Source organism: Streptomyces pratensis, assembly GCF_037137275.1.
In the GTDB taxonomy this organism is placed as follows: Bacteria; Actinomycetota; Actinomycetes; order Streptomycetales; family Streptomycetaceae; genus Streptomyces; species Streptomyces pratensis_B.
Genome location: NZ_JBBBEN010000070.1, coordinates 1 through 24,188, shown reverse-complemented (window position 1 = coordinate 24,188; position 24,188 = coordinate 1). Strand labels below are relative to the sequence as shown.

20 protein-coding genes are annotated in these 24,188 nt (G+C 71.5%); 6 read left to right on the top strand and 14 right to left on the bottom strand.

From position 1 onward, the window contains the following. Positions 1-13: 13 nt before the first annotated feature. A complete protein-coding gene (locus tag V9U70_RS07360) occupies positions 14-334 on the top strand; it encodes an MFS transporter (protein WP_336673663.1) in 321 nt (106 codons plus the stop codon). A 100-nt stretch (positions 335-434) separates the two neighbouring features. Here the strand turns inward: V9U70_RS07360 and V9U70_RS07355 are convergent, their stop codons facing one another. Together V9U70_RS07355 and V9U70_RS07350 are read right to left on the bottom strand one after the other, a co-directional pair. Beyond that, positions 435-878 carry a hypothetical protein gene (locus V9U70_RS07355; RefSeq protein ID WP_336673662.1) on the bottom strand — a complete coding sequence of 148 codons (444 nt, stop codon included), beginning with the start codon at positions 876-878 and terminating at the stop codon, positions 435-437. A gap of 105 nt (positions 879-983) precedes the next feature. Then, on the bottom strand, positions 984-1,244 hold the full coding sequence (locus V9U70_RS07350; RefSeq protein ID WP_336673661.1) for a hypothetical protein: 261 nt from the start codon (positions 1,242-1,244) through the stop codon (positions 984-986). A 93-nt stretch (positions 1,245-1,337) separates the two neighbouring features. On the opposite strand from V9U70_RS07350, the gene V9U70_RS07345 reads away from it, so the two are divergent. Beyond that, complete coding sequence (locus V9U70_RS07345) at positions 1,338-2,177, top strand: helix-turn-helix domain-containing protein (protein WP_336673660.1); 840 nt, start codon at positions 1,338-1,340, stop codon at positions 2,175-2,177. Beyond that, positions 2,174-2,389 (top strand): DUF397 domain-containing protein, encoded by a 216-nt coding sequence (locus V9U70_RS07340; protein WP_336673659.1) that lies wholly within the window; start codon positions 2,174-2,176, stop codon positions 2,387-2,389. Before V9U70_RS07345 ends, V9U70_RS07340 begins: the two co-directional genes overlap by 4 nt. A 280-nt stretch (positions 2,390-2,669) precedes the next feature. On the opposite strand, the gene V9U70_RS07335 is transcribed toward V9U70_RS07340, so the two are convergent. The 11 genes from V9U70_RS07335 to V9U70_RS07285 form a co-directional block, all read right to left on the bottom strand. After that, positions 2,670-3,746 (bottom strand): PP2C family protein-serine/threonine phosphatase, encoded by a 1,077-nt coding sequence (locus V9U70_RS07335; RefSeq protein ID WP_336673658.1) that lies wholly within the window; start codon positions 3,744-3,746, stop codon positions 2,670-2,672. Positions 3,747-3,917: 171 nt separating this feature from the next. Next, a complete protein-coding gene (locus V9U70_RS07330; protein ID WP_336673657.1) occupies positions 3,918-5,423 on the bottom strand; it encodes a DUF6056 family protein in 1,506 nt (501 codons plus the stop codon). Positions 5,424-5,427: 4 nt separating this feature from the next. Then, positions 5,428-6,900 carry a glycosyltransferase gene (locus V9U70_RS07325; RefSeq protein WP_336673656.1) on the bottom strand — a complete coding sequence of 491 codons (1,473 nt, stop codon included), beginning with the start codon at positions 6,898-6,900 and terminating at the stop codon, positions 5,428-5,430. Between the two features lie 424 nt (positions 6,901-7,324). Beyond that, entirely contained in the window at positions 7,325-9,910 is a 2,586-nt protein-coding gene (locus V9U70_RS07320) for a SpoIIE family protein phosphatase (protein WP_336673671.1), read from the bottom strand. A gap of 194 nt (positions 9,911-10,104) precedes the next feature. Next, entirely contained in the window at positions 10,105-10,590 is a 486-nt protein-coding gene (locus V9U70_RS07315; protein WP_336673655.1) for an ATP-binding protein, read from the bottom strand. A gap of 173 nt (positions 10,591-10,763) precedes the next feature. After that, a complete protein-coding gene (locus V9U70_RS07310; protein WP_336673654.1) occupies positions 10,764-11,168 on the bottom strand; it encodes an NUDIX hydrolase in 405 nt (134 codons plus the stop codon). Positions 11,169-11,275: 107 nt separating this feature from the next. Continuing rightward, entirely contained in the window at positions 11,276-12,004 is a 729-nt protein-coding gene (locus tag V9U70_RS07305; protein ID WP_336673653.1) for a hypothetical protein, read from the bottom strand. Beyond that, positions 11,967-14,108, bottom strand: coding sequence for a DUF6571 family protein (locus V9U70_RS07300; protein WP_336673652.1), 2,142 nt, complete (start codon positions 14,106-14,108; stop codon positions 11,967-11,969). The genes V9U70_RS07305 and V9U70_RS07300 overlap by 38 nt, the downstream gene beginning before the upstream one ends. Positions 14,109-14,115: 7 nt before the next feature. After that, positions 14,116-14,565, bottom strand: coding sequence for a hypothetical protein (locus tag V9U70_RS07295; protein ID WP_336673651.1), 450 nt, complete (start codon positions 14,563-14,565; stop codon positions 14,116-14,118). A gap of 282 nt (positions 14,566-14,847) precedes the next feature. After that, positions 14,848-15,048, bottom strand: coding sequence for an SPOR domain-containing protein (locus V9U70_RS07290; protein ID WP_336673650.1), 201 nt, complete (start codon positions 15,046-15,048; stop codon positions 14,848-14,850). A 220-nt stretch (positions 15,049-15,268) separates the two neighbouring features. After that, a complete protein-coding gene (locus V9U70_RS07285; protein WP_336673649.1) occupies positions 15,269-16,021 on the bottom strand; it encodes a GntR family transcriptional regulator in 753 nt (250 codons plus the stop codon). Positions 16,022-16,316: 295 nt separating this feature from the next. On the opposite strand from V9U70_RS07285, the gene V9U70_RS07280 reads away from it, so the two are divergent. After that, positions 16,317-17,708 (top strand): glycoside hydrolase family 18 protein, encoded by a 1,392-nt coding sequence (locus tag V9U70_RS07280; protein WP_336673648.1) that lies wholly within the window; start codon positions 16,317-16,319, stop codon positions 17,706-17,708. An 82-nt stretch (positions 17,709-17,790) separates the two neighbouring features. Here the strand turns inward: V9U70_RS07280 and V9U70_RS07275 are convergent, their stop codons facing one another. Beyond that, a complete protein-coding gene (locus V9U70_RS07275) occupies positions 17,791-19,383 on the bottom strand; it encodes a S8 family peptidase (protein WP_336673647.1) in 1,593 nt (530 codons plus the stop codon). Between the two features lie 558 nt (positions 19,384-19,941). On the opposite strand from V9U70_RS07275, the gene V9U70_RS07270 reads away from it, so the two are divergent. Beyond that, entirely contained in the window at positions 19,942-22,581 is a 2,640-nt protein-coding gene (locus tag V9U70_RS07270; RefSeq protein ID WP_336673646.1) for a glycosyl hydrolase family 65 domain-containing protein, read from the top strand. Between the two features lie 141 nt (positions 22,582-22,722). After that, positions 22,723-24,180: an NF041680 family putative transposase gene (locus V9U70_RS07265; RefSeq protein ID WP_336673638.1), complete on the top strand. Its 1,458-nt coding sequence runs from the start codon at positions 22,723-22,725 to the stop codon at positions 24,178-24,180. Positions 24,181-24,188: the final 8 nt, after the last annotated feature.

The following is a 24,188-nucleotide window of genomic DNA, read 5'->3' as shown; positions in this document are numbered from 1 at the left end:
GACGGGGCGGCCGGTGGTGGCGGTGGTCTTCTTCGCCCTGGCCGGCCTCGGGATCGCGGCCTCCTCCCCCCTGGTCGTCAGCGCGGCCAGCCGCCTGCACACCGGATCGCCGGGCACCGCCGTGGCCACGGTCTCCACCACCGGCTACTTCGCCTTCCTGGCGGGCCCGCCCCTCATCGGTCTCCTCGCCTCGCAGAGCAGCGTCCGCGCCGCGCTGCTGGTGCTGCCCGCGCTCGCCGCGGTGACAGCGCTCCTGGCCGGTCTGCTGCGGGCGGAGAAGCGCTCCGTGACGACGAGGCGCCGATCCGCACCGCACTCCGCTTCCCAGCGGTGACCCCGGCCCGCCCACGGCAGGCGACGCTCGCCCGGTCCGACGCCCACCCGCCCCCTCGGTGCGCCCGGGGAGCGGGCGCGGGACCGTCGGGCCGCCGGGGTCACCGCCCGTCCTCGTCGGGGTCGTCCTGCGAGGCGAGCCGCTGGACCTCTTGACAGATGCGCTCGGCGATCAGCTCGCCGAGCGGATCGGTCACGGCCCAGGAGTGCGGGCCGGGGTGGCGGTTGAAGAACGCGCACGTCGTCACGGTGCGGGTGGCCAGGTCGCGGAGGCGGGCGGGGCACAGCGGCACGGTGTCGAGGCGGTGGACGCGGTGCGCGCCGGACCCGGACCAGAGGAACCACAGGTCCCGGTCGTCCGGTGTGCCGGCCGTCCACAGGTGGGCGGCGTGCTCGGCCGACTCGTCGTGCTCGGCCAGCTCGCACAGGAGGAAGTCGTCCCGGGCGAGGACACCGGGCGGGTGGTCGGGGCCGCCTTCCATGGTGGTGAGCGCCAGCAGGCACTCGGCGAGCGGTACGTCGGTCACGGCCGTGCATTGCAGCACGTCTGCCCTCCAGGGCTCGTCCGTGGCCCCTGCGTCGGACCGCCGGGGCGTAACGGGTGGCTGGTCGTGGTGCGCGCTGCGCCTGCGGGGCCGCTCGGCAGCCCGTCACAGCACTTCTCCTCGGCTGCGGGCGTTGAGCCGCGCTGTACGCGCCCGCAGCTGTTCCATGAGCAGGGCGGGACGGACATGGCGCGGCTCGACCTCCCATTCGCGCCCGCCGCCGACCGGGCGGAGCGACCAGTAAGGGCCGGCGACCCCCCGGAACTCCCCCACCCGGTCGCCCCGGCTGGTGTCCGTCCAGAGCGTGCCGGGGGCCGGGACGCGGGGAGGCTGTCGCGTATTCGGGCACGCGTTCTCACTGTCCACCGGTCGCTCCTCTCCGTAGCCGTTTGACTACCGGGACGACTCAGCGTGGCCTAGCGTGAGGAGGTCTTCAACGTTTCGTTACTGGGGGGTACGTTGGTAAACCGTAAGGAACTCAACCCTGACGCAGGCCCGGAGGCGGCGTTCGGCGCACGTCTGCGCAGTGTGCGGGAGGACCGGGGCTGGAAGCAGGACGACCTCGGTGGGCGGATCGGGTACACCGGGCGACATGTCTCCGGCGTGGAAACCTGCCATAAGTCCCCAACTCGCAAGTTCTCGATCGCGGTTGACGTCGCACTGGGGTTCGTGGGAACCGCCGAGTCGTTCGAGCGCGAGTGGCGCAAGATCAAGCACGGCGTGCTGTTGCAGGGCTTCCCCGAGTACGTGGGGCTGGAGGGCCGGGCGGCGGAGATCAGACTGTTCGAGGTGGGCGTCGTCCCGGGACTGCTCCAGACCCGGGAGTACGCGCAGGCGCTGGACGACGCGGCCGTCGAGCGAGGGGTCATCACCCCCGAACAGGCGGACCAGCGCGTCTCTTTCCTCATGGAGCGCCAGTCCGCGCTGCACCGCACGGCGCCGCCCATGCTGATCGCGGTGCTGGACGAGAGCTGCGTCCGTCGCCCGGTCGGAGGCCCGGCCGTGATGGAGGCGCAGTTGCGGAGTCTGGTCGGCTTCGCCGGGCAGTCCAACACCATGCTGCAAATCGCCCCCTTCAGCATCGGCGAACGCCGGCCGTTCAACCGGTCGGTGAATCTGCTGACGCTCCAGGACCGGTCCCTGGTCTCCTACGTCGAGTCCGAGACGCAGGGCCATCTGGACCGCGAACTCAGCTCTGTGCTACCGCTGATGAGGGCCTACCATCAGTTGCAGGCCGTGTCTCTGTCGCAGACAGATTCCGTGGAGACGATCCGCCAGCTTCGAAAGGGCACCCCGTGACGAACGAATCCACGACCCAGGAGTGGGTCAAGTCCTCCTACAGCGGCAACGGCGGCACCTGCGTCGAGTGGGCCCCCCGCGCCGCGACTGCCACCGGCATCGTCCCCGTACGCGACTCGAAGAATCCAGGCGGCCCGGTGCTCAGCGTCCCCGCCGCCGCTTTCTCCGCCTTCGTGGCCGGCGTCCGGACCGGGGGCTTCGGCCCCGCCTGAACGACCGCCCCGACTCCGCCCCACCGTGCCGAGCACGGTGGGGCGTTCCGTCGGCCCCCTCCGCCCGAGCGCGGCCCCGTGAGGGCCGGGCCGGACGCGCGGCGCCGACCGGGACCCGCGCCGCACGCGGGGACATGACCGGAGAGCCGTCCCCTCGGGCCTCGCCCCGGGCGCGCGACGGCAGGCGTGAGGGGGCGGCGCCCCCAACCGGTCCGGCGGCTCGTCACGGCGCGGGGCCCGCTCGCCGGCCGCGACACGCACGCTCCACGGGCCTGGCGCGTCACCGTCGGTCGAGGCTCACCGCGAGGGTGGCCATGTCGTCGACGCGCTGACCACCGGTCCACCGTCGGACGGCGTCGGCCAGAGCGTCGAGCACTTCGGCGGGGGCCGGGGCGTCACCGGGGACGCTGAGCCGGGCGGGGTCGTAGAAGGCTCCCTCGGGGCTGCGGGCCTCGGTGACCCCGTCGGTGACGAAGAGCAGCACGTCGCCTTCCGACAGGGGGTAGGCGTCGGGAGCGGCGTGGTGGGAGGTGAGACCGCCCATTCCCAGAGGCAGGTCGGGCGTGGTGGCGGAGAGTTCGGCAGTCCGGCCGCCGCGGATCAGATAGGGGGCGGGGTGCCCCCGGTTGAGCACGCGCAGGGTGCGCCCCCCGGGGTCGATCTCGGCGAAAAGGGCGGTCGTGAACTCCTCGTCCTCGTCGACGCGGGGATGCTGGGCCCGGTCGCGTTCGAGGGACTGTTCCAACCGCATCGCGAGCTCCTCCAGACTGGGCACGTAGTGGGCGGCTTCGCGGAAGGCCCCGATCAGTGTGGACGTGCTGGCGACAGCCGCCATGCCCTTCCCCCGGACGTCCCCCATGAGGACACGGACCCCGAAGGGGGTGTCCTGGATGGCATACGCGTCCCCGCCGACCTGGGCTTCGGCGTCCGCCGCCTCGTAGCGGGCCGCCACCCCGAGCGGGCCGAGCCGGTGGGGCGGGGAGGGCAGTACGGCGTGCTGGAGCGCCCCGACCACGGACCGGGCGGCGGCCAGCCCGCGGTCCCGCCGGCCGAGCATCCCGTGCACGTCCAGGCCGATCAGCACGGAGGCCACCACGGAGAACTCCCTCGACCAGCCCGTCCCGCTGTGCAGGGCACCGGCCCGCCAGTCCAGGAGGACGGTGAAGACCAGTGCGAGCACCCCCAACCACGCCGTGGCGCGGAAGGACATCGTCACACCGGCCAGTACGCATGCCGCCGCGATCAGGGGAACCCAGGTGTAGGCGATCGGCGTCAGCGCGTCACCGGTCGCGGCGGCGACGACCAGGGTTGGAGGGAGCCACCGCGCGGGGGGCCAGCGGGCGACCAGGCGATCCATCCTTCTATCCCCACAAGCGTTGACGACAGGCGCCCCCACCGCTCCCAGTCCTAACCACGCCCTCCTCCGGCTAAACCAGGCCCACGAGGCGCTCCCCACGGGTGGCGGGGCCCTCGGCCCGTGCCGGGCCCCGGCTGCGGACGCGGCTCACAGGCGCAGGGGCTCAGCGGCTCAGGGGTTCCTCGCCCCGTCCGTGACCCGCTCGAGCCGGTAGAAGTCGGCGACGCACCCGCCGGGCCAGTAGCTGCGGCCCCCCTGGCTGAACGGTTCCAGCATGCCGCTGACGACCAGCCGTTCGTAGGGCAGGACCCGCTCGCCGGCCGCCGCGCCCTCCCGCAGCCGCCGGTCCTGGGCGTCCCACTTCTCGGCCCGCGCGGCCATGTTCGCGTCCAGGCGGGTGAGCGAGACCGCCGGGCCGAAGCAGACCAGGACACAGAGCGCCGCGCACACGGCCTTCGCCGGGGCGGTGCGCCGGACGTGCCGCCGGACGGCTAGGCCCAGGAGCGCCCCGGCTCCGGTGAGGAGGAGCACGTACAGCAGGAGGTAGTCGTTCCAGAGCCGGTTGGCCCCGGGGTCGCTCACGCGGTCCTCGAACACCGGGTAGGCGATGACCGTGCAGAGGTAGCCGGAGACCAGGAGGGCGAGCGCTCCGGCCCCGGCCAGCAGGGGCCAGTGCGCGGGCGGGCGCGGGGGCCTGCCGTCCGCTCGCGTGCACAGCAGGCCCAGGAGCACCCCGGCGGCGACCGCGCCCGCGTACTGCCAGGTGGTGGCCACGGTGACGGTGATCTCGGCGAAGCCGCGCAGTGCGGCGGCGAGCGAGTCCGGTGCGAGGAGGGACGTGGTCTCCGCCCCGAACCGTTCCCGGCGGCGCGTGGAGCCGGGCGAGGTGATCAGGACGAGGGCGCCGGCCGCCGTTCCGGCGATGCCGGCGGCGCACCAGAGACGCACGAAGCGCCGGTCGGGGCGGGGGACGGCCCGGCCGCTGAGGAGGAGCGCGGTGGCCAGCACCACCACGACGACGATGGCCGTCTCCTCGGACAGCGTGGCGAGGAACGCGCTCATGAGCACCGCGACGGCGAGCGCGAAGCCCCGGCCCCGCCGGGATCGGGCGAGCAGCAGCGGGATCAGCGCGGCGCAGGCCAGGACCGGCGGCAGGGTGTGCGAGACGGAGGCGGCGGGCCAGTAGAACGTCTTGTACGTGTTCGGCGTGACGAACAGGAAGAGCGCGGTGGCCATGGCCGCGAGCAGGAGCGGCAGCCCGCGCGGGGTGAGGAGCCGGGCCCGGCGCAGCGCCACGACGGCCAGCGCCCACAGGACCGCGAGCACCAGGGCCCCGCTGACCAGGGGGAACCACTGGTGCCCGGCAACCTGGAACTTCGCGTACGCACCGACCAGCAGGGCGTTGGCGACCCGTCCGTTGTCGTCGAGGTAGAACTTCCCGACCAGCCCCGTGATGCCGTCGTCGCGGACGGCGGGCAGGAAGCACCAGTCGTCCGCACTGGGCCGGACGTGCCGCCCGAACCAGACGGCGGCGGCGAGCAGGGCCAGGGGCGGGACCGCGAGGGCGCTCACCCACAGGGCGGTCCAGGGGCGGGCGCCCTGTGGGTGAGCGCCCTCGCGGGCGGCTGCCCCGTCCTCTCGTTTCCCGGCGGCGGTCCCGGCAGGCTGGTCGGCCATCGGGTCACCGGTCCTGCGGCGAGCGGGTGGACAGCGGGGCGCGCACCGGCTCCCCGGTCGGCGGCCCGGCCGGGCCGTCCGGGCACGGGGGTGCGGCGGCGGCCCCGCTCCGGCCGGAGGTGATCGCCCAGCGTGCCAGGAGGAAGGAGACGGGGGTGACGAGGACGCCCGCGGCGAGGGCGGCGAGGTTCTTGTCCATGCCGAGCCCGCTGACCGCCCCGTAGAGCAGGGCGCCGGAGGCGACGAGGTTGACGAGGCTGGAGAGCGGATAGCGCAGCAGGGCGCGCCAGGTCGGCTTCGTACGGCAGGTGACGTAGGAGTTGAGCAGGAACGAGCAGAGGATGCTGACCGTGAAGCCGATGACATGGGCGGTCAGGTAGGGAATCCAGCGGTTGAGCGAGGCGTAGACCCCGAGGTAGACGGCGGTGTTCAGGCACCCGATGACGATGAAGCTGCCGAACTGGCGGGCCGTACGGGACCGGTCGGGGGCGGGCTCCGGGCCCCCGGGCGGCCGGAGCGGCGGTGGCGGGGCGTCGGGCAGGGAGCGGCAGGTCGTGTCGGTCTCCCGCACCACGTAGGGCGGGCGGTGTTTCGCCTCGTGGTAGATGCGGCCGACGTACTCGCCGATGACGCCGAGCGTGACCAGCTGGATGCCGCTGAGTGCGACGACGGCGGTGAGCAGGGTGGCGTAGCCGGGGGTGTCCGCCCCGTGCAGGACGACGGTCACGACGGTCCACAGGGCGTATGCCAGTGCCGAGACGAAGACCCAGAAGCCGGTGTAGATGGCGAGGCGGAGCGGTCGGTTGTTGAAGGAGAGGAGACCGTCGATGCCGTAGTTGAGCAGCCGCCTGCTGCCCCATTTGGACTGCCCGGCCACTCGTTGGCTGTTGCGGTAGCGGAAGCTGACCGTGTCGAAGCCGATCCAGGAGAAGATGCCCTTGGAGAAGCGGTTGCTCTCGGGCAGGGACAGGACGCTCTCCACCGCCCGCCGCGACAGCAGCCTGAAGTCCCCCGACCCGTCGATGAGTTCGACGTCCATGCAGCGCCGCACGAGGGCGTAGTAGGTGTGGCTGAGCGTGCTGCGCAGCATGCCCTCGCCGGAGCGGTCGCGGCGCGGGATGACCTGGTCGTAGCCGTGCCGGTGCAGTTCGAGCATGCGGGGGATCAGTTCGGGCGGGTGCTGGAGGTCGGCATCCATGATCACTACGGCCGCGCCGCGCGACATGCGGAGGCCGGCGAGCATGGCGGCCTCCTTGCCGAAGTTGCGGCTGAAGGCGGTGTAGTGGACCCGCGCGTCCCGGGCGGCGAGGGCGTGCAGCAGAATCCGGGTGCGGTCGCTGCTGCCGTCGTCGACGTAGCAGACCTCGAAGGTGGCGCCGAGCGGGTCCAGGACGGCGAGCAGGGCGGCGTGGAAGGACTCGATCACCTCTGCCTCGTTGAAGCACGGCACGACGACCGACAGCTGAAGGTCTGCCACTCGTCGCCTCCGGACTTCGGGCGGTCCTGTGCCCAGGACCCGGTCGTGGGATGCGCTGCATCCGCCCCATAGGACGACGGCGGGACCCCTGCGCCGCTTTGCACACGCGCACGGGCGTCGCTTTTCCTACGAACAGCCCATGCGGACGGCGGGAGGCCGGGGGCGGGGCGGTGGCGGGACCGGGTGGTGGCGGGATGCGGCGGTGGCGGGGGCGGCGGCGGGGGCGGCGGGGCGGCGCACCGACGTCTCCCGCCACCCGGCCCGGACGGGGGGCGGGGAGCGCCGGGGCGCGGGACGCACGGAGCACCGCGGTGCGGGTCGGCGCCCGCGCCGGGGTGCGGGTCGGCGCGCGCTCCGGGGTGCGGGTCGGCGAGGAAGGGCCGGGGGGCGGGGGGCGAGGCCCGTGCGGTGCCCTGGGCGGGGCTCAGTACATGCTGAGGAGCTGTTCCACGGAGAGCTCGGCGGGCGGGGCTCCGTCCGGCAGGGCCAGTTCGAACCAGACGGTCTTGCCGCGCGGGGTGCGGCGCGAGCCCCAGGCGGCGCTGAGCAGCCCGACCAGCTGGAGCCCCCGGCCGCCCTCGTCGGTGTCCCGGGCGCGGCGGCGGCGGGGCTGGACGAGCCCGGCGTCCCACACCTCGCAGACCAGGGTGCGGTCGCGCAGCAGCCGGAGCCGGATCTCGCCCTCGCCGTAGCGCAGGGCGTTGGTGACCAGCTCGCTGACGAGGAGTTCCGTGGTGTCCACCAGGTCGTCGAGGTCCCAGGCGAGCAGCTGGGAGCGGGCCAGCTCGCGCGCGCGCCCCACGGAACGGGGTTCGCGCGGCAGCCGCCAGTCCCCCACGGCCTCCGTCGGCAGACCCTGAATCCGGGCCATCAGCAGGGCGATGTCGTCCTCGCCGTGCCGGGTGTCCAGGGTCGACAGGACGTGATCGCAGGCGTCCTCCAGCGGCATCTGCGGACCGGTGAGCACGGTACGCAGCGCGTCCAGGCCCTCGTCCAGCGGGTGGTGCCGCGACTCCACCAGACCGTCGGTGTAGAGGGTGAGCAGGGCGTTCTCCGCCAGCTCGACCTCGACCTCCTCGAACGGCTCGCCGCCGACGCCCAGCGGCATGCCCGGCGGTACGTCGATGAGCCGGGCCGTCCGGCCGGGCTCGACGACGGCCGGAGGGAGATGGCCGGCGTTGGCGAACGTACACCGCCGGGTGACCGGGTCGTAGACCGCGTACACGCAGGTCGCGAGGTAGACCTCGGAGAGGTCCGCCTCACGGGACTTCTGCGCCGCGCGGGAGGGCCACTGGGCTCCCCCGCTGCCGCCGAGGCCCTCGCTGCGCTCACCGCCGCCCGGGGAGCCGAGCCCGCGCGCCACCTCGTCGAGGGCGGAGAGCACCTCGGCCGGCTCCAGGTCGAGGAGGGCCAGGGTGCGCACGGCGGTACGCAGTTCGCCCATGGCGACGGCGGCCCTCAGCCCGCGCCCCATGACGTCGCCGACGACGAGGGCGGTGCGGTGGCCGGGCAGTTCGATCACGTCGAACCAGTCGCCGCCGACCTCGGTGGCGGTGTTGCCGGGCAGGTACCGGCAGGCGATGTCGAGCCCGGCAGCCTCGGGGTCGCCGGGGGGCAGCAGGCTGCGCTGGAGGATCAGGGCCCGTTCGTGCTCGCGGCGGTAGAGCCGGGCGTTGTCGATGCAGACGGCGGCGCGGGCGGCCAGCTCGGTGGCGAGTGCCCGGTCCCGCTCCCTGAAGGGCTCGCTGCCCTTCGTCCGGGAGAACTGGACGAGTCCGACGACCGTGTCGTGCGCGACCATCGGCACGGCGAGCGTCGACTGCACGAAGCCCATCTCGTCGCCGGGGACGTCCTCGACCCGGCCGGAGCGCAGCGCCACGGCGCAGGGCGAGCCGAAGGGGAAGCGGTGGACGGAGCCCAGCTCGGGTGGCAGGTCCTCCGGCCCCGGGGCCCCGCCGCCCGCCACGGCGGTCGGCAGCGCGTCGGACACGGCGCTGGCGTGTGCCACCCGGCGCAGCTCCGCGGAGCCGCCTCCGGACTCGCGGCGCGGGGGGGCCCACCGACCGGGCGCGGCCTCCTCACCGGAGAGGAGGCCCTGGTAGAGGTCGACGGAGGCGAGGTCGCAGAAGCCGGGGACGGCCACGTCGAGCAGTTCGCGGGCGGTGGTCTCCAGATCGAGGGAGTTGCCGATGCGGGCGCTGGCCTCGTTGAGGAGGGCCAGGTTGCGGCGGGCGCTGGCGGCCTCGCGGGCGGCGATGTGGCGGCGGGTGACGTCGGTGGCCAGTCCGGCGATGCCGACGGGGCGGCCTGCCCCGTTGTGCACCCGGTAGAGGTTCATCGACCAGTGGCGGCGGTCCGGGCCGCCGGGGACGGTGCCGACCAGCTGGAGGTCGGTGACGGCCTCGCCGGTCTCCAGGACCCGCTTCAGGGTGGCGGACAGCCGCTCGGCCTCCGGCCGGGGCAGGTAGTCCTCGACGGTGCGGCCCCGGTGGTCCTCGGCCGTGCCGCCGAAGACGGTGGCGAAGCGCTGGTTGGCCCGAACGACGGTGAAGTCCGTGCCGAACAGCACGAAGCCGAAGGGAGATTGTCCGAATATGGCCTGTGAAGCGGCGAGGTCCGTCTCGATGCGGCGCAGTACCTGGACGTCCACGACGATGCAGAGGGCCCCGCGCTCCCCGCCTTCCGTCAGGCTCGGCATCACGAAGACCTCGGCGACGCCGTGCGTGCGGTCGGCCCCGGGCGTCCGGTCGTCGTCCGGAGTCCGGAACGGGACGAGGCCCGTCCACTCCCTGCCGTCGAGGATCTCGCCGACCCGCCGGTGGCCGTCCCGGCGCAGCTCGTCGGGCATGAACGCCTCGACCGGGTCGCGGCCGACCGCCTCGTCGGAGGTCATGCCGAACAGACCGGCGGCCCGGCTGCTCCACTGCTCGATCAGACCGTCGGGGCCGATCGAGAAGGAGGCGACCCTGATGTGGTCGTAGATCGAGCCGGGCGGGCTGCTCTGCCACACGACGTCGCCTGTTGTCCCAGGTATTTCGCTCACGCGACCGTCCCCTCCAGCTCACACACCGGACCGGTCAATGCCCGCAGTATTCAGCACTACGGCCCCGACCGACACGGCGTTCACGATCACAGCACGGTCTCAGTCCCTTTCAGCCAGGTTCTGCCCGACCTCTGGTGATCGCTGTGCGTCCCTCCCCACTCCTAACCAGGGAGAGCCAGCTCGAACCACACCGTCTTGCCACTCTTTCCGCGGCGGGTCCCCCAGCGGCGTGCGGAACAGGCCACGAGCTGCAGCCCCCGGCCGCCTTCGTCGCTGGGCCCCGCACTGCGTTCGGTGGGCGGGTCCGGGAGCGGATCGGAGACTTCCACCAGCAGCCCCGGTGCGGCGGGCGGCCGGCCGTCGACCCGGACGGCGGTGGAGAGGTCCCCGGTCAGCCTCCCGGACCCGTTGCCGGGGCCGCCCGGCCGGTCCCGGACCAGGCGTACGCCGATGGGCCCGGAGGCGTAGCGCAGGGAGTTGGTCACCAGCTCGCTCACGAGCAGCACGGTCATGTCACCGACCGCGGTATCGAGCCCCCAGGAGCCCAACGCGTCCCGGACGGCGTGCCGGGCGCTGCGCACGGAACCGGGTTCCGCGGGAAAGGTCCACTCGGCGCAGTCGCCTTCGGTCTCGATCACGCCGATCACTTCCCAGGGAGGAGCACGGGCGCACCCCACACAAATGGGGGCTAAACGTCCCATACCCACCAGAGATTGCCCGCTACCGCGCAAGGGGATGTTTGGCGCATACGGACGCACGGGCGGCAGAGAGCCGCCGCCTCCGGCCTTCCGACGCGCCCGCCAGAGCAGCCCGGCGCTCGTCAGACCAGCTCGCCCGCCGCCTTGAGGTCGTCGAAGAGCAGGCGGTCCACGGGCGGGACGAGAGGCCGGTCGGCGAAGGAGAACCAGGCGACCTCCTCGATCTCACTGCTCGCCGCGAGCGTGCCGCGGTAGTCGCCGTAGTAGCAGCTCATCCGCACGACAGCGGCGTCGGGAGCGTCGTCGACGGGGGCCTCGTACGTCCCGGCGTGGACGACGGTCTCCCGGACCAGGCCGACCGTCAGCTCCTCCTCGACCTCGCGCAGGAGGGTCTGCAGATCGCTCTCGGCCCCCTCGCGCTTGCCGCCCGGAATGTAGAAGACGTCCTTGCCCCGGGGCCGCGCGCAGAGAATCCGTCCGCCCTCGATCCGCACCCACGCCACCGTGTCGATCAGCACCGCCGCCACCTCGCCTCTTCATCCGCACCCCGGCGGCTCCCCACCCCAGCGGTGTCCACGCCCCGGGGCCCGGCAGGACCCTACCGCCCGGCAAGGGCCCGCCCGTCGCCGCTCCCCTACCGCCGGACTGCCGCCTCCGCCTCCGCCTCGGTGGGGTACGCGGTGGCGGGCGGGGGGCCGGCCAGCGGGTCGTTCTCGCACTCCAAAATTTCTGCGGTATTTCGAGATACGAGATGCAGGAACGAGAACCGGCGATCCTTATCTGCTTGATCGAACTCAGAACTATCCTTCAGAGTGTTCGAGACGACGCCCTGGAGCACCATGCTGCGCGAAGCCTCTTCGGCGTCGCCAGAGAGGCGACAATCGAACCGGAGGCGTGAGATAAATGCACTGCTTTCACCCTGCGCGCCCGCCGTCGCGTAGTGGCTGTCTCCACCTCTCAACTCTTTCCTTGCAGGACCGCTATCGCTGCGCGGAACCCATTCGAACTCCACTCTGACCCTCTGGACTCCTGAATAATCCTTCGGGTAGAAGGCGCATGCCGCAAGGGGATGGCCGGCCCCTTGAGAGGCATCGCCGATGACACGCGCCCGCATTTTTTCCACGAACCTCCGATCGCCACTGAACGTGTCGACCCCGACATCCTTGGACCCCAAAATTCGTCGTAGCACCTCCCCCCGGTCGGATGACGCCGCTACGTCACAGTTTCGATCCTCCACTTGACCATCGGCGCCCGACGAGCAGCCGACCACGAACAGAAACAGAGCAGTGACCGCGAACAACCCCCGCGCACCTCGGAACTGTGCATCAGAGATGCGCTGCGGCAGCCGCTCTGCCTCCGACATATCCGTCCATGGCGGAATTTTGGGCCGCGTCAAAGTCCTCAGTCTCACGCTCATTTCCCCTCTCCCCCCACTTTCCCATTAGCTGGTTCATCCCATCGGCGCCTTGCGTATAGTTTTCACTGGAATCTTGCTTCCCCTGCTCGTCGGCCGCCTCAACGACGTCCTTCGCCCAGTCATACTTGATGGAATCAATCAACGCGCCACCCACAGTACCCACGACGGGAATCTCTCCGATCAGACCGTTACCCCCGATAGCCGCATACTCTGCGGTGTCCGCAGCCCACTCAGCCTTGTCGTCCTTCTTGTCTTTGTAAACGTCAGCGCCGATTCCGTTCAAAGCACCCACTGCTGCGCCGATGTCATGACTACGGTTACTCCAGACCTTGGCCGTGTCGGGGTCCTCCATATCGGTGGACATACCGGCCAGCACATCCGCCGCATAGGCCCGCTCGGCCTCGACCAGCAGGGCGTACGATCCCGCGTCGTCCGAGACTCCCCGCATGACGCGTACCAGGCTCCCCTGGCCCACCGCGATGTGGGACTCGTCGCCCGACCCTCCGATGGAGTCCAGCCCTCCGGAGCCTCCGTAGGCGGATTCCTGCCCCTTGAGAATGATGTGCGTGTCCGGGACGTAGTCGGCCATGGCCTTGGCCATCGGTTGGCGAAGGTTCTCCAGGTGCTCGGGGAACTCGTCGCCCTTCATCTCGGTGTCCAGGAATCGGATGGCGCTGTGCATCACCCGCGCCTGCCCCTCGGTGTGGAGGCCCGCCTCGCCGAGCTTCTCACCGGGCGCGTGGCCGGTGGTGGCAGCCTGGAGTGCGGCGCCCAGGCCCATGGCCTTGCCGGGGTTCTCGAACTCGGTGATCCTGCCGGGTCCGGAGAAGTACTCGTCGGGCCAGTCCTCGCGTTGGGTGAGCAGGTACTCGAGGTGGTCGTTCCTGTTGGCCTCGGCTTCCGGATCGAGGAAATACGTGGCAGCTTCCGGGTCCTTGCTCATGACCTGAAGGACACCGTCCAGTGGATCGACCGCCAGATCGGGCCGGCTTGGGTCGACGTGATGCAGCCAGGGCTCCGTCTTCCCCTTCTCCGCGTCGATGATGCCGTTTCCGACGTCGTTGAGGAACTCCTTCCCGTAACCATCGCCCTGTTGCATGAGGGTGACCAGGATCGGATAGCCGTTGACCGGCCTCGTATTGCTCCCGAGATTTTCCGTGCCGGCGCTCTTCAGCCCTTCGACAAAGGATCGGTACGCGTAACCGTTCGCGTCCTTGGTGCCGGACGCCACCGTGTCGGCAAGACTGGCGGTGATCGATGGGTAGAACTTCTGTTCCTGCTGGGACACGCCTCGCTCATGGGCGGCGAGATGCATCTGGTCAGCCAGAGCCAGCGTTCCCCTGCCGCCGAGTGCGTTGATGTACGCCTGAGCGAAGTGCTCGTCCTCGGCGTTCGCCCGCATGACGTCCCGGTAGCGTCGTAGCTCCCTCTCCGACGCCTCCCCGGAGCGAACCCTCTCCGTCAGGTTCAGCGCTTCCACGGCCTCGACGTCGTTGACCGGCTTGGGGTTGAATCCGAACAGACCGCCCTGGTCCGCTCCCGACGCACTGATCAGGGCCACCTTGATGTCCTGGTCGTACTCGGTGACCGCCTTCACCGCATCAGAGATCTTCTTCGTATAGGAGTCCTCGACATGCGCGAGCTCCGGATCGTGCTGGACAGCGATCTTCATCTGCGCGTCGGTCCTGCTGAAGTCGTAGACGGCGACACCATGGGCCGAGACCTTCATACCGGCCCCCTCGGCCTCCGCCACCGCGGACGTGACCCGACCGACCAGGTCGACCAGTTGAGCATGTGCGTCGCGAAGAAGAGATTCCATGGCGAGCGCCTGCTTCTGCGCGGAATCGTACTCCTTGCGCGTGACCGAGAATTTCACCGTGGAGACGGTGGCACTCTCCCCGACCCACACGCCCTTTTTCGAGATGCTTTGAACATCCCTCTCGTAGATGTCCTCCAGAATCTTGAACTTGCGTGCCATCTCCTTCCAGCCGTCGGCTGCCGTGGCAAGCGCCGACAACCTGGTGTGCGTGATCTCGTGATAGGTCGGCATGACTCCCCTAGACCCCGTCGATCCGAGATCTCACTGGCCGAAAGTCGGCTTCCAGGTCCAGCTCGTGGTGGGAGAAGCTCACCGCAGTGGCCCGCAGGCTCGCCTTCTCGTGATGGAGGCGGGCCATGAGGCGATTCACCTGACTGTCCCAGTGACTGTGGGCCTTCTTGAGTCCGGCGGCCGTGTCCCACCCTCCGAACTCCGAGATGGCGCCGCGTGTGCCCTCGTCGGCGGCGTCGGCGGCCGTGACGGTCCCGCCCTCAAGGTTCTTCTCGATGCTGTCGGCCGCGGCCGACTTCTTCGCAGGCGTGGCGGCCAGGTCGGGGGAGGCGCCGCCCAACAGGGGTGGCGGAGAGCCCCCTCCGCCCTCTCCCGACGACTGGTTCAGCCGCGTCTGCGACGACTGACGCTCGGCCGCGGCACTCTTCTGCTGGGCCCATTCATCGTCGAACGACACTGCTCCCCCTGCTGACTCGGCCGGCTCGGCGGCGAAGCGCACCGCCTTCTCCCTGTGGCCCGCCACACCGTACAGAGGGCTGGTCAGGCCGCCCGGCGAAACCGATGGGTGTAACGAAGCCCGCCTCGGCGACGCGCAGGGCGATCTGACAGACGGGGCGGGACGAGCCATCGGAACGGGCTTCCGGTCGGCGCCCTCCCGAGGCCCCGGCGCCCCCGGTCCCCGCCGCGGCCCATCGGCCGACCCCTCCGGCCGATGGGCCTTGGCGCGGCCGCGGCGACGTCAGGGCCGACTGGCCTGCCCCACCCGCTCCACCCGGTAGACCTGCTGGTGGCGGCGGTCGTCGAGGCCGTCGGCGACCCGCTGGGCCTCGGCCTGCGTGGCATACCTGCCGACGCGGTAGCGGTTGCCGGTGTCGTCCTGCCGTATCACCTGCCAAGGGAGCGCGGCACCGCTGTCGCTCATCGTGTCGCTCCCCCGCATATCGCCCCTCTCCCCACCGGCGTGCACGTCTCTAAGGAACCCCAGGAAACCGCAGTACGCATATGCCCGAGCGTACGCCCGACCTTCACGCAGCGCAGGCGGATTTGCACAAAGAGATACGCATCCGGCCATCACGAAAGGGGCGCATCCGCAGAATGCGCCCCTCGCGCCCCGTCAGCCCCGCTGCGGACGGCCGCGGCGGGGCTGACGGAAGGCCGGCTCAGCGGACCGGCAGGTGGTAGGCGATGCGATACCGGTCCGCCGGGACGACGATGTCGGCCGTCTCGACGGCCCGGCCGGAGGCGTAGTACGTACGCCCGATGACGATCACCACGTGACCGGGCACACCGCCGAGCGCCAGGAGCTCCTCCGCGAGCCCCGGGCGCGCGCCGACCTCCTCGGCCACGTTGTCCACCACGACGTCGATCGCGGCCATCCGGTCGACCACCCCGCAGCCGCCCAGCGGCCCCTCCTCCGGGAGCATCACCGGGGTCCGCCCGGTGACGGCGAGCGGCTCCCAGGAGGTCGAGAGCATGATGGGCTCTCCCGCCTCCCGGAAGACGTAGTGGGTGCGCATCACCCGGTCGCCCGGCTCGATGCCCAGCCGCTCGGCGGTCTCGGGGCTCGCGCCCTCCTGCTCGCTGCGGGACTCCCAGGTCCCGCGCGCGCCCTCGGCCGTCTGCTCCTGCCGGAACGGGCTGGCCCCCTTGTCCGGTCGGTAGCCGGAGCGGGCGATCCTGCGGGGGACGGGGCGCTCGCGCACGTACGTCCCCGAGCCGGAGCGCCCTTCGACCAGCCCCTCCGCCATCAGGACCTTCCGCGCCTCCAGGGCGACGGTGTCCGAAACCCCGTACTCCTCCCGGATACGAGCCTGCGAGGGCAGGCGGGTATGGGGCGGCAGCGCGCCGTTGGCGATCTTCTCCCTGAGGTCGCTCGCCACGCGCAGATAGGCGGGCTGCTCACCGAAAGTCACTGGCCACTCCCAACAGGTTGACAGTCTGCGACAGCCTGACAACCGTGGGTTGTACACCGCAAGCATAGGCCAGTTCTTCACTCAAGGTGATGAAGCCGTGGCGGCCCGCGCATAACCCACGCGTGAGCACCAGTGCGTCACCGGACGTTCTCTGCCCAGGAACCCGCTGGCCGACACCGCCGCGCCCTCTCAACTCCTGGACCCTTGACCATTTTTGGTACAGACCAATACCTTCCTCAGCACAGCACGGCTCTCCACTCCCTCCTTCACCGGATCACGCACAGGAACGAGCCCCATGCGTCGAAGCAACCTGTCCCGAATCACCGTCGCCGGCGTCGCCGTCGCTCTGCTGGCAGGCGCAGCGCCCGCGGCCACGGCCGTCTCCGACCGCGGCGCCGGCCCCGACCGCGGCAAGGGCCACCAGCGCCCCGCCTACAAGAGCGTCGGCTACTTCACCCAGTGGGGCGTCTACGGGCGCGACTTCCAGGTCAAGGACCTGGACACCAGCGGGGCCGCCGCCAAGCTGACCCACATCAACTACGCCTTCGGCAACATCAGCGCCGAGGGCACGTGCTTCACCGGCAACGTCCCCGGCCAGGCCGACGCCTGGGCGGACTACGCCCGCCCGCTCGACGCGGCGGACTCGGTGGACGGCGTCGCCGACACCGCCGACCAGCCTCTCGCGGGCAACTTCAACCAGCTGCGCGAGCTGAAGGCCAAGCACCCCGGCCTCAAGGTCATGATCTCGCTCGGCGGCTGGAGCTGGTCCACCCACTTCTCCGACGCGGTCCGCACCGCGGCCTCCCGCAAGGCCCTCGTCGCCTCCTGCATCGACCTGTACATCAAGGGCAACCTCCCGGTGGACGGGTCGCGCGGCGGCGAGGGCGCGGCGGCCGGGCTCTTCGACGGGATCGACGTCGACTGGGAGTGGCCCGGCTCCGAGGGGAACGCGGGCACCGTCTTCCGCCCGGAGGACAAGCGGAACTTCACCGCGCTGATCCACGAGTTCCGCACTCAGCTCGACGCCCACGCGAAGCGTTCGGCGAAGTTGGGGAAGGACCGGGGGCGCGGCCACGGCAAGCCGAAGCCCCGGCACTACGACCTGTCGGCGTACGTCCCGGCCGATCCGGCCAAGATCGATGCGGGCTTCGACGTCAAACGGCTCATGCGGGACTTCGACTTCGTCAATCTCCAGGGGTACGACTTCCACGTGTCGGGCGAGAAGAGGACCGCCCAGCAGTCGGCGCTCCGCGCGCGGGACGACTTCAGCGTGGAGGGGACCGTGCGCGACTGGACCCGGCGCGGCGCCCCCAAGCACAAGCTGGTGGTGGGCATGCCGTTCTACGGCCAGGGCTGGACGGGGGTGAGCGGCGGCGGTGACGGTATGGGGCAGCCGGCGGCAGCCCCGGCCCCCGCCACGTACGCGGACGGCTACGAGGACTACAAGGCCCTCAAGAAGCTGGCCGAATCCGGCGCGTACAGGGTGCACCGGGACACCGCGAACGGCCACGCGTGGCTGTTCGACGGCAGCACCCTGTGGACGTACGACGATCCGCAGGTGCTGCGCGCCAAGGCCGCGTACGTCCGGGAGGAGGGGCTCGGCGGAGCGATGTTCTGGTCGCTCGACGGGGACACGGAGAACGGCGAGCTGATCACCGCGGTCGACCGCGGACTCAACCGCCGCTAGTAACACGGAGGCTGGGGCGGTCGAGTGACACTCGACCGCCCCAGCCCCTTCATGTCAGTGGTTCACCGGTGCTGCCTTCCGGTCAGAACTGCAGCGCCCAGCCGTTGACGCGGCCGGTGTCGTAGGTCGCGTTGTCGCTGACCCGGAGCTTCCAGGTGCCGTTGGCGGCCTCGGAGGAGGCGTTGACGGTGTACGTGGTGACCACGTCGTTGCTGCTTCCGCCGGAACCGTAGGCCTTCATGTTGTAGACCGAGCCGTCGGGCGCGACCAGGTCGATCCTCAGGTCACCGATGTAGGTGTGGGAGATGTCGACGGGGACGCTCAGCGTGGCCGGGGCGTTGCCGGAGACCCCGCTGACGGTGATGGGCGACTCGACGGTGGAGTTGTCGTTGATCGCGTAGTCGGTGGTGTTCTCGAACCGGTCGCCGGGCGGGGGCGGCGGAGTGGTGCCGCCCTGGCCCACGTTCAGCAGGCGGTTGGGCGAGCCACTGCCCGGGTTACCCACGACGCCGGTGCTGGCGGCCGCGACGAGGCCGGAGGAGACCTGCGCCGGGGTCGAGCCCGGGTTCTCGGCGAGATACAGGGCGGCCGCGCCGGCGACGTGCGGGCTGGCCATCGACGTGCCGGAGATGGTGTTCGTCGAGTTGTCGCCGGAGTTCCACGCCGAGGTGATCGAGGAGCCCGGCGCGAAGATGTCGACGACCGAACCGTAGTTGGAGAAGCTGGAGCGGGCGTCGCTGCTGGTCGTGGAGCCGACCGTGATGGCCTCGCCGACACGCGCCGGGGACTTGGTGGAGGCGTTCGTCGACTCGTTGCCCGCGGCGACGGCGTAGGTGACGCCGGAGGCGATGGACCGGCGCACGGCGGCGTCGAGCACCGAGTCCGCGCCGCCGCCGAGGCTCATGTTGGCGACCGCGGGCTTGACGGCGTTGGCCGTGACCCAGTCGATGCCGGCGACGACCCCTGCGGTGGTCCCGGAGCCGTTGTTGTCCAGCACCCGGACGCCGACGATCTTCGCCTTCTTGGCGACGCCGTAGGCGGTGCCCGCGACGGTGCCCGCCACGTGGGTGCCGTGGCCGTGGCCGTCCTGCGCGACGTTGTCGTTGTCGACGGCGTCGTAGCCGTTGAAGGCCCGCCCGCCGAAGTCGCTGTGGCTGATCCGGACGCCGGTGTCGATGACGTAGGCGGTGACGCCCTGGCCGGCGGAGTCCGGGTAGGTGTAGCGCTGGTCCAGCGGGAGGTTCTTCTGGTCGATCCGGTCCAGGCCCCAGGAGGGCGGGTTGTTCTGGGTGGCGGAGACCGTGAAGGTGCGGTTCTGGGAGACGGACGCCACGGCCGGGTCGGCGGCGAACTTCCGGGCCTGCGCGGCGGAGAGCTCGACCGCGTAGCCGTTGAGGGCCGACCGGTAGGTGCGCTCGATGCTCGCCCCGTACTTCTTCGCGAGGGCCTTGCCCTTCGCGGTGTGGGACTTGGGCGCGTCGTCGTTGAGGGTCACGATGTAGCTGCCGCTGATGGCGTCCGGAGCGCCTTCGTTGGCGATCACGCCTTCGGGCGCCCGCTCGCTCGCGGTCGCCGGGAGCGCGGCCGCGGTGGAGAGCGCGACGGCGGCCGCCGCGATGACGCTCGCCGTGGCGAGTCTTCGCCGGGCATGGGGGGTGTGGCGCGTCACTGACATGTGAGGGGTCCTCCTCATAGGCGGTGCTCTGGGGGGTGCCGGAGCCTCATGCCGCACGACGACTCCGGGCAGGGGCATGACAATTCCCCCGTCCGGCGCCCCGTTTTCTGCGCCGTACGCGAGCGGCGTACCCTGCTGCCAGCGAAAGATTGACCGATGCATGGCAAACCCACAAGGGTGCCTGTACGTGCGCCATTCACCTTCTCCTCGCCTGACAGACCGGATTACATGCCGGGCAGGCCCTGCCCCACGGACGGGCCCCAGGTCCAGAATCACCGCCATGACCTGGCGCTTTCCCGTCTGCCTGAGCCCCGGAACCCCGACTTCTCCCCCCTCTGGGGGCGCGGCGGCGACGCGCTCGCCGGGCGGATCAATTAACTCCGTCGTTACCGAGAAAGCTCCCGCGCACGCCTCCGCGGACCCGGCGAGGGCCGCACCCCGCTCCGGACTCCCGCCGCGCCCCGCCCCTGCTCCATCCGGCGGGCAGACGGGCGCCGGGCACGGGGCGGACGCGCGCCGCGGCGGCCCGCCGCACGGCCGCGTCCCTACCTTCGTCCTGTGAGCCTCTCGCGCATCTCCCTTCTCGCCCCCCTGGTCACGGCCGCGCTCATCGCCCCGCCGCCGCTTCCCGGCCACGCCGACGCTCCCCCGCCGGAGCGGCGCACGACCCCGCCCGCGTGCGGCCGGACGGACGGTCAAAACGACCCCTGGGCCCCGGCGTCCACCCGCTTCGGCGAGGCCGGCGGCTACGACCCGTACGTGGGCAACGGCTATCTCGGGCACCGCGTCCCCGCCACCGGCTCGGGCTACGCGAGCACCGGCGAGGAGACCGGCTGGCCCCTCTACACCCCCCGCTACGACGGCGCGTTCGTCTCCGGGCTCTACGCGAGGGACGAGGCCGTCGCCGGGGGCCGCGAGGTGATCGCCGCGCTCCCGAGCTGGACCACCGTCGACGTGCGCGTCGGCGGGGAGACCTTCGGCACGGGCACCCCGGCCGACCGGATCTCCCGGTACCGGCAGACGGTCTTCCTCGGCTGCGGCCTCGTCCGCACCTCGCTGCGCTGGACGACCGCCGACGGGCGGGCCACCGACCTGGTGTACGACGTGCTCGCCGACCGCTCGGACGTGCACACCGGGGCCGTACGGCTGCGGATGACCCCGCACTGGAGCGGCACGGCGACCGTCGCCGGCCGGCTCGACGAGCGGGGCGCACGCCGGATCACGCTCCGCGAGGACGGCACGTTCACCACCCTGGGCACCGGGATCGAGGGGGCGATCGTCCAGGTGGTGCGGGACGGCTCCGGGGCCGTCGGGACGCCGGCCGGCTCCCGGACGCCCCCGAGGACCGAGGCCGTCCGGGCGGGGAGGACGTACACCTTCGAGAAGTACGTCGGCGTCGACACCGCCCTCACCTCCCGCACCCCGGCCGAGGACGCCCGCCGGGCCGCGCACCGGGCGGCGCGGCGCGGTTGGGGGCGCGTCTTCGCGGCCAACGCGTCCGCCTGGCGCGCGGACTGGTCGGCGGACGTGCTGGTCCCCGGCCGCCCCGAGCTCCAGGGCTGGCTGCGCTCAGCCCAGTACGGGCTGCTCGCGAGCACCCGGCGCGGCTCCTTTGACAGCATCGCCCCGGCCGGGCTGACCAGCGACAACTACGCGGGCATGGTGTTCTGGGACGCGGAGACGTGGATGTTCCCCGGGCTGCTCGCCACCCGCCCGGAACTGGCCCGCTCGGTCGTCGAGTACCGCTACCGCACCCGCGACGCCGCCCGCGCGAACGCGCGGAAGCTGGGCCACAGCGGCCTGTTCTACCCCTGGACCAGTGCGAGCCGCGGCCGGCTCGCATCCGAGTGCCAGAGCTGGGACCCACCGCACTGCCTGACCCAGGTGCACCTTCAGGGCGACGTCTCGCTCGCCGTGTGGCAGTACTACCTCGCCACCGGCGACCGGGGCTGGCTGGCCGGACGCGGCTGGCCGCTGCTGAAGGGCATCGCGGAGTTCTGGCAGTCGCGCGCCACCGGCAACGCGGACGGCAGTTACTCGATCGAGGACGTCGCGGGGCCCGACGAGTACAGCAACGGCGTCGACGACGGGGTCTTCACCAACGCGGTCGCGGCCACCGCCCTGCGCAACGCGGCCCGCGCCGCCCGTCTCCTCGGCCACCGCCCGCCCGCCGCCTGGCAGCGGGTCGCGGACGGGCTCCGCATCCCGTACGACCCCGAGCGGAAGGTCTTCCTCCAGTACGCCGGGTACAACGGCTCGATGATCAAGCAGGCGGACGCCGTCCTGCTGACGTACCCGCTGGAGTGGCCGATGGAGCCCGGCGCGGCGGCCGCCACCCTCGACTACTACGCGGCCCGCACCGACCCGGACGGCCCGGCGATGACGGACTCCGTGCACGCGATCGACGCCGCGGTCGTCGGAGAGCCGGGGTGCTCGGTCCACACGTATCTCCAGCGCGCGGTACGCCCCTTCATGCGCGGCCCGTTCGACCTGTTCTCCGAGGCCCGGGGCGACAAGGCGGGTGCGCAGGACCCGCTGTCCGGTTTTCCGGCCGACGACTTCCTGACCGGGAAGGGCGGGTTCCTCCAGGTGTTCACGCACGGTCTGACGGGGCTTCGGCTCCGCGAGGACGGGGTGCGCCTCGACCCGATGCTGCCGCCGCAGCTGCACGAGGGCGTCACGCTGACGGGGCTGCGCTACCGGGGCCGGACGTACGACGTGGCGATCGGCGGCCGGACGAGCACGGTCCGGCTCACCTCGGGCGCGCCGTTCACCGTGCACACGCCCCAGGGCCCGCGCCGGCTGTCCGACACGCTCACCCTGACCACCCGCCGCCCGGACCTGGTCCCGACGGCCGACGCGGCGCGCTGCCGTCCGGTGACGGCGACGTCCGCGACGCCCGGCCTGTACGCGGAGGCGGCGGTGGACGGCAGCCCGGCGACGTCCTGGTCCCCGGACGGCGCGACGGGGTCCCTGACGGTGGACCTGGGGGCCCGGCCGCTCCGCGTCGTCTCCGTCTCCCCGCGCTGGAGCGATGCCGCCCCTGCCGCGCACACCGTGGAGACCTCCCTCGACGGCCGTTTCTGGCGTCCCTACCTGGCGGGCGACACGGCCCGCAAGGTGCGGGTGTCGGTCCGCGCGGAGGACCCGGAGAAGCCCGCCGGACTCGCGGAACTGCGAGTGGAGACGGGCCGCTAACTTGATCTTTAACCTCGAAGGTCCGAACGGCTCGTCGTACTTGATCACTCGGACTGGTAACTGCGGTACATGCGGGCGGCCTTCGGCTGAGCATGTGATCCGACCAAGGAACACACAACGCTCAGCACGAAGGCCGTGGGGATGAGTCTGTCGCATCACGTCGTCCGGCAGGATCCGATTGCGGGACTGTCACGCTTCCGGGGTGAGTTCTACTCCTGTCTGACCAGGCGTGCGGATGGACTGTTCGAACTCGTGGACGCGGTGTTGTGCGCGGACGGGCCGGTCCGGTCCCTGGTGGAACTGTCACTGGTCGGCGAACACCGGCGGGGACACGGCGGGCTCTACGACGCCCTGGCCGCGGGCCGGGTCGACGTCGCCCGGCTGCGACGGGCCCTGGCCACGGTCCCGCTGCCGAGGGCGGCGGACGGCCGGCTGGTCCTTGCCGCCGACCTCACTTGCTGGCTGCGGCCCAGCGCCCACACCTCACCGCAGCGAATCCTGTGCCACACCTACGGACGGGGCAAGGATCAGCACATCCCGGTTCCCGGCTGGCCCTACTCGGTGATCTGCGCGCTGGAGAGCGGCCGAAGTTCCTGGACCGCACCACTGGACGCACTACGTCTGGCACCGGGTGACGACGCCGCCACCGTCACAGCCAGGCAGATGCGCGAGCTCGTCGAACGGCTCATCACAGCCGGCCAGTGGAAAGACGCCGACCCGGAGATCCTGATCGTGGTGGACGCCGGCTACGACGTGCCACGTCTGGCCTTCCTGCTGGAGGATCTGCCGGTGCAGGTGCTGGGCCGGATGCGCTCGGACCGCGTACTGCGACGCGCAATCCCACCCCGTGAGCCCGGTCTCCGAGGGCGGCCGCCCCGCCACGGCGGCGAGTTCGTCTTCGGTGACCCGGCCACCTGGAACACACCCGACACCCAGACGGTGACCGCGACCCGCCTTTACGGCACCGCCACCGCACGCGCCTGGGACCGGCTCCACCCGAGACTGACCCACCGCTCGGCCTGGACCGCCGAGCTGGGTGCCCTGCCGGTCATCGAGGGCACCGTGATCCGTCTGCAGGTCGAGCACCTGCCCAGCGGCGCGACACCGAAGCCGGTCTGGCTGTGGTGGTCGGGCACCGACGCCACCGAAACCACCGTCGACCTGCTCTGGCAGGCATTCCTGCGACGCTTCGACATCGAACACACCTTCCGGCTCTTCAAACAGACCCTGGGCTGGACCTGCCCGAAGATCCGCAGCCCCGAAGCCGCCGATCGCTGGACCTGGCTGATCCTCGCCGCTTTCACCCAGCTCCGGCTCGCACGCCCACTGGCGGCAGACCTCCGCAGACCGTGGGAGAAGCCGGCCCCGCCCGACAGGCTCACCCCCGCACGAGTCCGCCGCGACTTTCGGCACCTCCGCACCAAGGCCGCCTGCCCAGCCGGAGCACCGAAAACCGCCCGACCCGGCCCAGGACGCCCACCCGGCCGCAGGAACGACCAGCCCACTGCCCGCTATGACGTGCACACAGTTGGCAGACCAGGCTCCGCGAAGCCACGCACGAAGAAGTCAACGACCCCGCGTCCACGCCGCACAGGTTAAAGATCAAG